The following is a 12439-nucleotide window of genomic DNA, read 5'->3' as shown; positions in this document are numbered from 1 at the left end:
AAGGTGCCCTTCCTTACAGCGACATCAGTCGGGCGGTGACTCGCGGGCGAAGGGGACCGTCGGGGTGACGGTGATGTCGGCCGGCGGGCGTCCCTCGTCGGGGTCATCCGGAGCGGACCGGCGCCGGGAACGTCGCCGTCCCGTCGGCTCGGCAGCCAAATCGTCCGGGTGGGACGGCTCGTCCCGCAGTGTCGGCACGGCCCCGGCGGGCACGGTCCGCAGGAGCGCGGCGGCGAACAGCAGCACGGCCGCGAAGGCCATGAACAGGCCACGCCCGTTCTCGGTGCGGAAGGTCTCCTCGCCCGAGTAGTAGACCAGGCCCCGGCGGGTCACGTCGCCGAGCGACGACGTGGTCGCCGCGAGCAGCGCGATCATGCCGGCTGCGAGCGCCAGGCCGGCCACCCGCGCGTTGACCTGCGCCGCCCTGGTGCCGCGTAGCGCGAGCGCCACCGTGCACCCGAGCAGCAGGAGACCGACCAGATAGCCGGTGCCCATTCCGCCGATCTCGGCGACCCCGTTGGTCACCTCCAGCGGACTGGCCGGATCCGGGCCGGTGGGGATGGTCATGGTCACCCACTCGCCGAGCAGCGAGGCGACGGCGGCCGTCGCGCCCAGCCCGGCGAGCAGCATCGGTACCCGGTGGTCGCGGCCGAGGCCGGCGACGGCCCTCCGGAGGCGGTTTGCGCCCGCCGGTTCGTCCGACGTACCCCATTCGAGGACGCTGGCACCGTCGGCGCGTTCGTCCTGACGAGGGATGGGGAGGTCGTTGGTCATCGTTCGCCCTCTCCTCGGAGCCTGGGCGCCCCCGGATGGCACGGCCCAGGAACGGCGGGTCCGGGTGAATCATTCCACAGCAGGCCTGTGACCTCGGGATCCCAACGCCGGGCCTCGCTGGTCGGTCGCCTGCCGGCGTCGGGTGGACTAGCGTCAGGTGCATGCCTATCCGTACCGCTTCCGCACGCTGGCAGGGCAATCTTCCCGAGGGCTCCGGCACGATCCGTACCGGCAAGGGCGGGTTGCAGGGGAACTACTCCTTCAAGTCCCGTTTCGAGGAGGGTGAGGGCACCAACCCCGAGGAGTTGATCGGCGCCGCGCACGCCGGCTGCTTCTCGATGGCCTTCTCCAAGGCGCTCGCCGACGCCGGGACCACCGCCACCTCGGTGGAGACCACCGCCACGGTGCACCTGGACAAGACCGACGCCGGGATGACGGTGACCCGCATCGAGCTGGACACCGTCGGTGAGGTCCCCGGCATCGACGAGGCGCAGTTCGCCAAGCTGGCTGAGACCGCGAAGCAGAACTGCCCGATCTCGCGCCTGCTGTCGCCCGGCGCGGAGATCACCCTCACCGCCCGCCTCTCCTCCTGACCGTCCCGCGCTGATCTCGCGCTTCCGGCGCCCCGCGACCGTGCGGAGGGCCTCGGAGGCGCGAGATCGCGCGCCGGGTGAGGAACAATGAGGGCGTGGCGGTCGAGATGGAGCGCGAGCGGTTCGAGGAGTTGGTGGGGGAGGCGCTGGACGAGGTCCCCGAGGAGCTGCTGGCGCTGATGAGCAACGTGGTGATCCTGGTCGAGGACGATCCGCCGCCCGGCGAGGACCTGCTCGGCCTCTACGAGGGACACGCGTTGACCGATCGGGGCTGGGACTACGCCGGAGTCCTCCCGGACCGCATCCTGATCTACCGCAACCCGATCCTGCGGATCTGTGACACCGACGACGACGTCGTCGACGAGGTGGCGGTGACCGTGGTCCACGAGATCGCCCACCACTTCGGCATCGACGACGACCGCCTGCACGCTCTCGGCTGGGGCTGACTGACCCAACCGGCCCCTTGCGGTGCTGCCCTACCGTCTCGGCCAGACACGGCGAGTACGGGAGGAACCCATGCGTAGCGAGCTGTTCTCAGCGGCGAACCTGGAGAAGGAGTCCGCGCAGCCCGGTATGCGGCTGCAGAACGCCAAGATGTTGAAGATCGAGCTGAACGGCGAGGCGATGGCCCGTGTCGGCTCGATGGTCGCCTACCAGGGGCAGGTGCAGTTCCAGGCGCTCGGCTCCGGCGGTCTCGGCAACTTCCTCAAGCAGAAGCTCACCGGCGAGGGCGTGCCGCTGATGAAGCTGACCGGTCAGGGTGACGTCTTCCTCGCCGACTTCGCCAAGGACGTGCACGTCATCGACCTGGAGCCGGGCGACGCGCTGTCCATCAACGGGTCCAGCGTGCTGGCGTTCGACTCGACGCTGAGCTACGACATCAAGATGGTCGGCGGTGCGGGCATGGCCGCCACCGGCCTGTTCAACTGCGTCTTCTCCGGGCAGGGCCGGATCGCGGTCACCACCCGGGGCACCCCCGTCGTGCTCAGCGTCGACGCGCCCACCTACGTGGACCCGCAGGCCGCCGTCTGCTGGTCGGCGGGGCTCCAGACCGGCTACCACCGGGCCGACCAGCTCGGGCTCGGCACGCTACTGGGACGGACCACCGGTGAGGCGTACACGATGAGCTTCGCCGGGCGCGGCTTCGTCGTCGTCCAGCCGTCCGAGGAGCCGCCGGTCATGGGCAGCGGCCAGCAGGAGCAGGGCGGGGTGCTCGGCGGACTGTTCCGCTGAGCCCGGCCGGTCAGCCCAGCTCGCCCGCCCGGACCCGGGCGAGCCAGGCTGCGGCGTCGGTGTAGTCGGCGTCGGAGAGACCGGCCGGGGCCGGCACCGGCCGTTCGCCGGCCGTGCCGTCCCACCGGTGCCGGGGGTACGACCCGAGGAAGCGCACGTCGGCACAGACCCGCCGCAGCCCCTGGAGGGCCTCACCGAGCCGGTTGTCGGCGACGTGGCCGGTGCAGTCGAGGAAGAAGACGTACCGGCCCAGCGCCTCACCGGTCGGTCGGGACTCGATCCGGGTCAGGTTCACCCCGCGTACGGCGAGTTCCATCAGCACGGACAGCAGGGCGCCCACCCGGTCGTGGGCGATGTAGACCGCCAGCGACGTCACGTCGTCGCCGGTGGGCGGCGGAGGCGGGCCGGGGCGGGACAGCAGCGCGAACCGGGTGACCGCGTCCGGATGGTCGGCGATCTTGTCAGCCAGCACGGCGAGCCGGTGTCGGGCCGCGCCGATGGGCGCGCAGATCGCCGCGTCGTACTCACCGGTGGCTGCGCCGGCCGCCGCGGCTCCGTTGGAGAGCACGTCGACCACGACCGCGTCGGGCAGGTGTGCCCGCAGCCAGCTCCGGCACTGGGTGGACGCCTGCGGGTGGGCGGCGACGCTGCGGATGGTCGGCAGCAGGGTGCCCGTCCGCGCACCGAGCACGAACTGCACCGGCAGGATCACCTCGCGGGTGATCACCAGAGGTTCGCCCTCGGCCAGTTCGTCGAGCGTGACCCCGACCGCGCCGCCGATCGAGTTCTCCAGCGGCACCAGCGCGGCGTCGGAATCGCCGGTGCGGACCGCCTCCAGGGCCTCGCCGACGCTGCGGGCCGGCGTACGGCTGCCCCGCTCGGCGGCGGGCACGGCACGCAACGCCTGTTCGGCGAAGGTGCCCTCGGGACCGAGGTAGACGAAACGGGTCGGCGGCGTTCCCGGCATGGCGAACAGCCTACGCACCCGCCGTGGGGGTGGACGCCGATGGCGTCGGTGACTGCCCGGACGGCGTCGGCGTGGAGACCGGTGGCGGGGACGGCACGGGTGGCACCGGTACCGGCACCGATCCCTCGTCGCCGCAGGCCAGGGTCCTGATCCCGACCGGTGCAGCCACGCGTACCTCGACCGAGCAGACGTCGGTGCCGGCGGTCACCAGCCGCAGGGTGCCGGCCTGGTCCCGGGTGACCACCTGGAGCGGTTCGTACCCGGTGACGTCGACGCTGGTGAAGTGCCAGCCGGCGGCGCAGCGCGGCCCGCTGGTGACCTGTACCCGCGCGTTGCGGGGGAGCAGCCCGTCGCGGCCCCGGACCAGGTCGACGATCCGTTGCCGGGAAGGCTGGCCGGGACAGGCCACCGCGACCAGACCGGCGTCGGTCGGCGCGACGGTCGGGGCGACGCTCGGCGGGTCACCGAAGGGCGGCGGCGTCGGGGTGGCCGATTCGGCCGCGGCCGTGGTGGGCGGCGGCGTGGGCAGAGCCGACCCGTCGCGCAGGTCCGGCGGTTCGCCGCAACCGGCCAGCAGGAGCACGGCCAGCCCGGCGACTGCGGACAGCCGGGTACGGCTCCGGCGGTCGCCCGCTCGGGCGGGACGCTGGCCGGGGGCGGCACGACGGATCGGGGCGGACGGCACGGGGATGGTCCTCGATGGGGGGGGCGAGCGTCAGGGACGGCCGGAGCCGAGCCCATGGTAGGAGGATCCGCCGCCGACGGGAAAGGCCAGTCGGGTACGTGGTGTCGGGTCAGAGCCCCGAGAAGAAGGTGAGCGAGCCGGCGACGGCCCCGTCGGCGAGCACCGGCGTGGAGATGGCGTCGACGGTCGCGTCGGAGATGCCCTCGGTGGTCGCCATGATCCGTAACAGGCCGCGGGCCATCCGGCCGGAGGCGAGCGCCAACAGTGGCGGGATCTTGTCGATGTCCGGCTCGGCCAACTCGCCCCGATAGGCGGTGAAGTCGAGCAACCGCAGGCCGCCGTCGAGCAGCGGCAGCCCCATGACGTCCTCGGGGGTGCCGAGGCCGAGCAGATCGCAGCCGGCGGCGGAGACGGCCACCACCCGGGTCTCGGCGTCGATCAGCAGACAGGGCTCGTCGGCACTGGACACAGTGGCCGCCCATCGCCCGAGGTTGTCGTACCCAAGCTCTGTCGGTGTCCCCGGGTCGGGCGCGAACACTTCCGAGAGCGAGAGTTCGACGTGGGCCACCGCGCCTCCTATGCACACCGACGGAACGTCCACGCTAGCCGGTCGTCTCGGCAACCGCTGACCGCGCTGAAAAACCACGCCATCGGTGCTGATCGCTGCCGGTCCGCGACGGCGCGGCCGGCCGGTGCGGAGCGCCGGTGCCCGGCCGCGTGGCGTCGCCGCAGACGTTACCGCCGGGTGGCCGGCTTGTCAGCGGCCATTCGGCCGTCCTCGTACCACCGGTAGTCGGCTGCTGGCGGATAGCCGCCACTCATCCACGTCCCGGGGTGCTGCGCGACCCGGGAGAGCTTCTCGGCAGTGGCCGGGCTGATCCGGTTGCCACCGGCGACGAGCATCCGGTCGAGCTCCCGGTGGGTGGCCATCAGACAGTCCTTGGGCAGGCCGTAGACGCTGATGACGCCGGAGCCCACGAAGGTGAGCACCGGCGTCACCGGGATCGGATGGCCGACCGCACTGGTCAGTGCCTTGCTGGCGCGCCGGGCGTCGCGGCGGGCCTCGGCGACGTACGGCGGGCGCTTGCCGTTGATCTGCACCACGTCGCCCGCGACCAGGACGCGGGCCCGGCCGTGGTCGGCGATGGTGACGGCGAAGAGTCCGCTCGGGCCGATGGCGAGGAACCCGGCCCGGTTGTCGTCGCTCTCGTCGAGCAGGGCGTCCGCGGCGTCCGTTCGCGGCCAGTCGATCACGTGCCACGCGGGCCCGAGATGGTCGAGTTGGCCGAGCGCACGGGCACCGGCCGCCTCAAGCCGGCGAGCGCCCCGCTCGGCACGGCGCCGACGGGCCCACTCCAAGGGCGACGGACGTGGCGCCTCGACCACCCCCGGTGCCTCGACCCGAGGGTGTGGCACCGCCGCTTGCGGCAGCGCCCGGGCGGACGGTACGGCTCGACGAGCGGGGAAGACAGTCATCGCGACCTCCGGCAAAAGGTCCCTCGAAGTTACTTTCTCACTACCCTACGTTGCGGGTCCCGGTAGTCGGCAAGCCGGAACGCCGGAATGACTGTGGATGAATGCCATATTCACCCACAGCCTTTTTATCGGATGCCGCCAAACCCTGCCCTAGGCTTCGGATGTGACCCACTACGTGGACAGTGAGGTCGGCCGGCTCGGCACCGTGCTGCTGCACCGGCCAGGGCCGGAACTCGCCCGCCTGACCCCGCGCAACAACGACTCCCTGTTGTTCGACGCCATCCCCTGGGTGGGCCGCGCGCAGGAGGAGCACGACGCCTTCGCCGCCGCGCTGCGCGAGCGCGACGTCGAGGTGCTCTATCTCACCGATCTGCTCACCGAGACCCTGGCCGTGGCGGAGGCCCGCGCCGAACTGACCGAACAGGTCCTCGCCTCGCCCCGACTCGGTGACACCCTGCGCGCCCGGGTCGCCGCGCACCTGACCTACCTCGACCCGGCCGCGCTCGCCGGAGTCCTCGTCGCCGGCCTCGCCCACGAGGAGCTACGGGTCGGCGGCGACCGGCGCGGCGGCCTGGTCTACACCCTGATGGACCGGCACGACTTCGTCATCGCGCCGCTGCCGAACCTGCTGTTCACCCGCGACTCGTCACTGTGGATCGGCGAGCGGGTCGGCGTGACCAGCCTGGCGATGCCGGCCCGGCGGCGGGAGACCACGCTGACCGACGCGATCTACCGGCACCACCCGCGCTTCGCCGGCACCGAGTACGTCTACCGGCCCGACCTGGAGCACCTCGAAGGCGGTGACGTGCTGCTGCTCGCCCCCGGGGTACTCGCCGTCGGGGTGGGCGAGCGGACCACCCCGGCCGGTGCCGAACGACTGGCCCGGCAGGTCTTCGCGGCCGGGCTGGCGCACACCATCCTGGTGGTGCCGATCGCCCAGGAACGGGCCACCATGCACCTGGACACGGTCTGCACGATGGTCGACGTCGACGCGGTGCTGATGTACCCCAACGTCGCGCACACGCTGTCGGCGTACACGGTGATCGCCGGGACGGACGGCGACGACCCCCGGGTGGACGGCCCGGCGCCGTTCCTGCGGGCCGCCGCCGACGCGATGGACCTCGACCGGCTCCGGGTGATCGACACCGGGCTCGACCCGGTGACGGCCGAGCGGGAGCAGTGGGACGACGGCAACAACACCCTGGCGCTGGCGCCCCGGCTCTGCGTCGGCTACGAACGCAACGTGGAGACCAACGCCCAGCTCGAACGGGCCGGCATCGAACTCATCCCGATCGCCGGGTCCGAGCTGGGGTCGGGGCGGGGCGGCCCGCGCTGCATGTCGTGCCCCCTGCTGCGCGAGTGACGACGCGGGCCGGGACGGAAGCCGGGCAGGGGACGGGAGTAAGGAAGGGTCCCCTGCTAACGCCTCCGGTAGAGCAGGGGTCCCTTCCTAACACCAGAAGCGCGCGCTCAGCGCAGGGTGAGCTGGCGGCCCAGCAGGCCCTGACGGGACCGGCGGGCGGCGGCGTCGAGCGGCCCGGTCTCCGTCAGCGCCTCCGCGTACCGCTTGGCGAACTCGGCGACCGGCGCCTCCCACTCGGCGGCCGGGGTGTCCTCGGGCAGGTCCCAGACCGGCACCAGCCGGCCGTGGGCCCGGAACATGCCGGCGAACCTGGTCCCCTCGCCGAGGGTCAGCGAGCCGGCCGCGCCGAGCCGGGCCAACGCGTCCAGCGCGGCCTCCTCGGCCTCGGGCAGCACCCAGCGGACGTGTGCCTTCTCCGGCACCTGGCACCAGTACGCCGACCTCGCCGCCGCCAGGCGTACGGTCGGGTAGATCGCGGCGTTGGCCCGCTCCAGGGACGCCTGCACGGTCGGGTCGTCCACGGCCTCGGGAACCAGCCAGAAGTCGAAGCCCTCGTGCAGGGTGACCGTCAACGGACCGTCGACCAGGATGTCCTGCAACCGTGGGCCGGGGCCGGGCAGCGGCGGCACCTGGACCGGGGCGCCCGGCTCGGTACGCAGCGCGCAGAGCAGCGACTCGGCCAGGTCCCGGGAGACGTCACCGGACTGCTGGTGCCGCTGGAGCCCGACGAACACGTGCCCGTCGGCACGACTCATCGCGGGGGCGGCCATCGGCAGCACGGTGGCCAGCGTCACCGGGCGGTCGCCGTACTCCTCGACCAGCTCGGGGGTGAGCCGCAGCGGTGCGGAGGCGGCGGGCACCAGTTCCCGCAGCGCGATCCACTCCGGCTCGTCGGTCAGCCCTTCGAAGGGCCGGGGGACGAAGACGTCCCGCACCTTCTCCCGCTTCGGGGTGGGTGTGGCGGCCCGCTGGTTCTTTCGACGCTTGCTCACGGCGACACAGCCTAGAGGCCCGGACGCGACGCCGGGGGCGGGACCCGCCCGGCGGGCGATCAGCCGGCGACGACCAGGCCCGGTCGCTCGGGAACCGGGTCGAACTCGGCCCAGACGCTCTGCCCGAGACCGTCCCGTTCGACGCCCCAACGGTCCGCCAGGCCGGAGACGATGTGCAGGCCCCGGCCGTCGGCCGCGTCGATGTCCGCCGGGCGGATCCGGGGCGTACCGGTCGCGCCGCCGTCGGTGACCCGCAGCCGGACGTGCGCCCCGTCGTCGGTCGTCATCAACCGCCAGGCCACCCGGACCACCCCTCCGGGCAGCGGGTCGGCGTGCCGGACGGCGTTGCCGACCAGCTCGGCGAGGACCGCGACGAGATCAGCCAGCACCACCGGGGACACGACCTCGGCCAGTTCGGCGGCGAGGCGGTGCCGGGCGGCGCGTGCACCGCTGGCGTGGTGCGGCACGACCACACACCACGCTCGTTCGACCGCTCCCGTCGACACGTCCCGCCCCTCTGTCGCCCCTGGTGACCCCCACGATCACCGGCGGGGCAGCCGCACCTCTGCGACCGTACCTCCGCCGGTTCTCGGCCGGAGGAATACCCATCCATTCTGCTGTTCAACGATCCGGCGGACGAGATAGAGACCGAGTCCGGTGCCCGGATAGCGACGATTGTCACCCGAATCGCCCTGCCAGAACCGGTCGAAGGCCCGTTCGACGTGCTCCGGTCGTACGCCGATGCCCCGGTCACTGACCCGGATGCAGACGGTCGGCCCGTCCGCGACCGCGCTCACCTCGATCGGCGAGCCGGGTGGCGAGTATTTCCCGGCGTTGGTGACCAGTTCGGTCAGCACGGTGACCAGGCTCTGCCGGCGTCCGATCGCCCGGGGCAGGTCGGCCGGGAACTGGAGGGTGGCCCGGCGGCGCAGCTCACCGGGCAGGTTGGCGACCGCTCCGCGCAGCGTCTCGCCGAGATCGAAGGGCACCGCCGGTCCGTCGTCCGGCCACGCCTCGGCGGCCGAGGAGAGCAGCCGGTCGAGCAGCCGGGCCAGCTCGTTGGCGCGCTGGCCGATGACCTGCGCGGCCTGGCGCCGGTCGGCGTCGCTGAGCGACTCCCAGTGGTCGTTGAGCGTGTCGGCGTACCCCTTGATGACGGTCACCGGGGTGCGTAGCTCGTGACTGGTCACCGCGACGAAGAGGTCCCGCTCGTGGTCGTGCCGCTGCTGGTCGGTGATGTCCCGGAAGGTGACCACCCGCAGCGCACCCGGCCCCGGCAGCTCACCCGAGGTGACCCGCAGCCAGCGCCCGTCCGGTAGGCGGTGGTCGAGGACCTGTCCGGACGGGGGCACCGGGAAGGGCAACGGTCTGTTGATCGCCTCGGCCGCGGACCGGCCGGTGACGTCGGCGGCGGCCGGGTTCCAGAGGCGTACGTGGGTGTCCCGGTCGACGACCGCCAGCCCGTCGGCGAGCGCCGCCACCACCGGGCCGTCGCCGTGCACCGGCAGGCCGCTCTGGTCGCCGTACATGTGCGCGATGCAGGCGCCCAGGAAGCCGACCACGCTCCACTGCTCCGGGCCGGGCTCGTCGTCCCCGGCCCGGTACAGGGCCTGGAGGCTACCGACGGCGTGGCCGCCGATCTCGGCGCGGGAGGCGACCATCCGCCGCAGGCCGCGATCGGTCAGCTCGTCGGCGAGCTGACTGCCGAGCCGGTCGGTCCGGACGCACTGCACCCGGGGGCCGGCGAGCAGGCAGGCGGTGATCGGATCGCTGGGAGGCAGTGGACGCCCGATGGTCCACTCGGCGGCACCGGTGGCGGCGATCACCCGACCGCCGCTGGGAGCGAACTCGACGAAGGCCATACCGGCGGCACCGAGTGCCGGTTGCGCCACCCGCAGCAACTTGGTCAGTACCGGAAGGCCCGCGTCCCCCGAGTTGATCATCTCGATGACGACGGTGTGCCCGGCGATGAGAGCCGAGTAATCGGTACGGTCCGTCATGTCCCCGAGTGTGCACCTCCGTTCGCCTTCTCCGGCACCCCCGACGGTGGGTTGGTTATCCCCTCAACCGGGCCAGCGTCTGTGCCGGACGGTCGGTGATCACGCCGTCCACCTCGGCGGCCAGCACGAGATCGAGGTCCTCGGGCTCGTTGACGGTCCAGACGTAGACCTGGTTGCCGGCGGCCCGCAGCGACGGCACCAGCGCCGGACGTGCCCGGACCAGGCCGATCCCGGGACCGGCGATGCCCACACCGAACGGCAGTCGGCCCAGGCGCAGCCAGCGGGGCAGGACCTCCAGCAGCAGTACGGTCGGCAGCGCCGGGGCCAGCGTCCGCATCCGGCGTACGGCCAGCGGGGAGAAGGACATCACGGTCACGCGTACCGGGTCGTCGGGGCGCGGGTCGGTCAGCCCGTACCGGCGCAGCAGGGCGACCAGTCGGCGCTCCACGTCGCCGCGGTATCGGGACGGGTGCTTGGTCTCCACCAGCAGCCGGACCGGCCGCCCGGCGGCGAGGACCGCCTCCAGCAGCCGTTCGAGGGTGAGCAGCCGGGTGTGGGAAGCGTCCAGCACCTCGTCCCCGTCGGCCGGTACGCCGCCGGGGTGCCAGGAGCCGAAGTCCAACTCCTCCAACTCGGCGAGGGTACGGGCACTGACCAGGCCGCGACCGTTGCTGGTGCGGTTCAGCCGGCGGTCGTGCACGCAGACGAGATGGCCGTCACGGGTCAGCCGGACGTCGCACTCCAGCCCGTCGGCGCCCTCGTCGAGCGCGCGCAGGTAGGCGGCGAGGGTGTGTTCCGGCAGGTCGTACGACGCGCCACGGTGCGCGAAGACGAGCGGGGTGGGCACGGCCGCTACAACACCCGGCCCGGTTGGCCGTCCGAGTCGACCACCGGTCGCCCGGCCGCCTCCCAGTCGCCCATGCCGCCCTCGACGTTGCGGACCTGGTCCCAGCCGTTGTGCATCAGGTAGGCGACCACCTGGGCGGAGCGGCCACCGGAGCGGCAGATGACCGCGACGTCCCGGTCGTCGGGCACCTCGGCGAGGCGCGCCGGCAGCTCCATCATCGGCAGGTGGTGGGCGTTGGGTGCGTGCCCCGCCTCCCACTCGTCGTCCTCGCGGACGTCGAGCAGGTAGGTCTCGTCGTCGATCTCGGGCACCGTCATGGTGGGTACGTGGGATCCGAACACGGCTACCAAGCCTAGAGGGCCGTCGGGGAGATCGCGTCGACCGGCGGGTCAGAGCCGGGTGACCCAGTGCGGATGGGCGCCCGCCCACTGCGGCATCCGGGTGCCCCGGACCGCCTCGAACAGTCCCTCTCCGCCGTTGTCGAGCACGACGTAGGAGACCTGGTCGATGGTCTGCGGGTAGGAGGGCACCTGCACGCCGCGCAGCGCGTCGGTGGAGAGGCCGCGCAGCGCCAGCAGCAGATCCTCCACGGGTACGCCGTTGGTGTCCACGGTCAGCGATCCGCCGACCGCCTCGATGAGCCGGTGCAACCGGACCGGGTTCTCCCGGAGCCGGGTCTCCCCCGCCTGTTGCAACATCGCCCCGAGTAGTTGCTGCTGGTGCGTCTGCCGGTCGTAGTCGCCGCCGGGCAGGTCGTAGCGCTGGCGGACGTAGTCCAGCGCCTGGGCGCCGTCCATCCGTTGGCAGCCGGGCGAGAAGACCCGGTCGGTGTGGATCGAGCGCACCTCGGTGCGTACGCACAGGTTGACCCCGCCGAGCAGGTCGATGACACTGCGCAGACCGGCGAAGTCGACCAGGGCGGCGCCGTCGAAGCGGATGCCGGTGAGCCGGGACAGGGTGGCGGAGAGCAGTCGGGCTCCGGCCTCGCCGCCGCCGCCGTACTCGTACGCGGCGTTGACCTTGTCCTCGCCGCCGGAGTAGCCGGCCGCGGGCGGGATGTCGACCAGCAGGTCACGCGGTACGGAGACCAGGTAGCCCTCGCGCAGCCCGGCCGGCACGTGGACCATCAGGATGGTGTCGGTGCGTTGCTCCGGGCCGGTGTCGCCGGGGCGGCGGTCGGAGCCGACGAGCAGGTAGTTGAGCGGGCCGTGCCGGTCGGTGCGGTCGGCGCGGGCGGTCGGGTCGAGCAGTTCGGCCCGCGTCACGGTCCGTTCGTACCGGTCGGCGAGCACCCGGAGGCCGACCACGGCGACCGTGGCCAGCAGCACCACCGCCAGCCCGATCCCCAGCAGTACGCGCGGCCAGCGCGGGCGCCCGGAGCCTCCGCCGGTTGCCCGTCGTCCGCCGTCGCGTGCCCTCCTGGCCGTGACGTCCTCCCCGTCCGCCTGACATGAGCCTTCTTCATGTCAGGCTACGGACGGTGCGGGAGGCGTGACGGCGGTTTCCGAC

General features: G+C 72.7%; 14 protein-coding genes and 1 pseudogene. 4 read left to right on the top strand and 11 right to left on the bottom strand.

Going from position 1 to position 12439, the window contains the following annotated elements:
- Positions 1-24 precede the first annotated feature (24 nt).
- A complete protein-coding gene (locus ACQVFL_RS29960; protein ID WP_396697416.1) occupies positions 25-774 on the bottom strand; it encodes a hypothetical protein in 750 nt (249 codons plus the stop codon).
- 161 nt (positions 775-935) lie between these two features.
- Here ACQVFL_RS29960 and ACQVFL_RS29955 point away from each other — a divergent pair, with 161 nt between their 5' ends.
- The 3 genes from ACQVFL_RS29955 to ACQVFL_RS29945 all read left to right on the top strand — a co-directional run bounded on the left by ACQVFL_RS29955 (position 936) and on the right by ACQVFL_RS29945 (position 2600).
- Positions 936-1367: an OsmC family protein gene (locus tag ACQVFL_RS29955; RefSeq protein WP_396697414.1), complete on the top strand. Its 432-nt coding sequence runs from the start codon at positions 936-938 to the stop codon at positions 1365-1367.
- Between the two features lie 107 nt (positions 1368-1474).
- The gene (locus ACQVFL_RS29950; RefSeq protein WP_396697528.1) at positions 1475-1813 is read left to right on the top strand and encodes a metallopeptidase family protein; all 339 of its coding nucleotides are present in this window, start codon (positions 1475-1477) and stop codon (positions 1811-1813) included.
- A 70-nt stretch (positions 1814-1883) separates the two neighbouring features.
- Positions 1884-2600 (top strand): AIM24 family protein, encoded by a 717-nt coding sequence (locus tag ACQVFL_RS29945; RefSeq protein ID WP_396697412.1) that lies wholly within the window; start codon positions 1884-1886, stop codon positions 2598-2600.
- A gap of 10 nt (positions 2601-2610) precedes the next feature.
- Here the strand turns inward: ACQVFL_RS29945 and pheA are convergent, their stop codons facing one another.
- The 4 genes and pseudogenes from pheA to ACQVFL_RS29925 form a co-directional block, all read right to left on the bottom strand.
- On the bottom strand, positions 2611-3567 hold the full coding sequence (gene pheA, locus ACQVFL_RS29940; RefSeq protein WP_396697410.1) for a prephenate dehydratase: 957 nt from the start codon (positions 3565-3567) through the stop codon (positions 2611-2613).
- Between the two features lie 118 nt (positions 3568-3685).
- Positions 3686-4174, bottom strand: a pseudogene (locus ACQVFL_RS29935) (hypothetical protein); the annotation flags it as partial.
- A 187-nt stretch (positions 4175-4361) separates the two neighbouring features.
- Positions 4362-4820, bottom strand: a complete 459-nt coding sequence (locus ACQVFL_RS29930; RefSeq protein WP_396697408.1) for a PAS domain-containing protein — start codon at positions 4818-4820, stop codon at positions 4362-4364.
- A 167-nt stretch (positions 4821-4987) separates the two neighbouring features.
- On the bottom strand, positions 4988-5728 hold the full coding sequence (locus tag ACQVFL_RS29925) for a hypothetical protein (RefSeq protein ID WP_396697406.1): 741 nt from the start codon (positions 5726-5728) through the stop codon (positions 4988-4990).
- A 163-nt stretch (positions 5729-5891) separates the two neighbouring features.
- Between ACQVFL_RS29925 and ACQVFL_RS29920 the strand changes: the two genes are divergently transcribed.
- Positions 5892-7091, top strand: coding sequence for an arginine deiminase (locus ACQVFL_RS29920; RefSeq protein ID WP_396697404.1), 1200 nt, complete (start codon positions 5892-5894; stop codon positions 7089-7091).
- Positions 7092-7198: 107 nt separating this feature from the next.
- Here ACQVFL_RS29920 and ACQVFL_RS29915 read toward each other — a convergent pair whose 3' ends face one another.
- The 6 genes from ACQVFL_RS29915 to ACQVFL_RS29890 all read right to left on the bottom strand — a co-directional run bounded on the left by ACQVFL_RS29915 (position 7199) and on the right by ACQVFL_RS29890 (position 12258).
- A complete protein-coding gene (locus tag ACQVFL_RS29915) occupies positions 7199-8083 on the bottom strand; it encodes a DUF5926 family protein (protein ID WP_396697402.1) in 885 nt (294 codons plus the stop codon).
- A gap of 59 nt (positions 8084-8142) precedes the next feature.
- Positions 8143-8556, bottom strand: coding sequence for an ATP-binding protein (locus ACQVFL_RS29910; protein ID WP_431729913.1), 414 nt, complete (start codon positions 8554-8556; stop codon positions 8143-8145).
- 69 nt (positions 8557-8625) lie between these two features.
- Complete coding sequence (locus ACQVFL_RS29905; protein WP_396697400.1) at positions 8626-10083, bottom strand: PAS domain-containing sensor histidine kinase; 1458 nt, start codon at positions 10081-10083, stop codon at positions 8626-8628.
- 55 nt (positions 10084-10138) lie between these two features.
- Positions 10139-10930 (bottom strand): glycerophosphodiester phosphodiesterase, encoded by a 792-nt coding sequence (locus ACQVFL_RS29900; protein ID WP_396697398.1) that lies wholly within the window; start codon positions 10928-10930, stop codon positions 10139-10141.
- A gap of 5 nt (positions 10931-10935) precedes the next feature.
- Complete coding sequence (locus ACQVFL_RS29895) at positions 10936-11271, bottom strand: rhodanese-like domain-containing protein (RefSeq protein WP_396697396.1); 336 nt, start codon at positions 11269-11271, stop codon at positions 10936-10938.
- Positions 11272-11319: 48 nt separating this feature from the next.
- Complete coding sequence (locus ACQVFL_RS29890) at positions 11320-12258, bottom strand: LCP family protein (RefSeq protein ID WP_396697524.1); 939 nt, start codon at positions 12256-12258, stop codon at positions 11320-11322.
- Positions 12259-12439: the final 181 nt, after the last annotated feature.

The organism is Verrucosispora sp. TAA-831 (assembly GCF_050780145.1).
Taxonomy (GTDB): domain Bacteria; phylum Actinomycetota; class Actinomycetes; order Mycobacteriales; family Micromonosporaceae; genus Micromonospora.
Note: the sequence above shows the minus strand (reverse complement) of the source record. Positions and strands in the feature narration are given on the sequence as shown.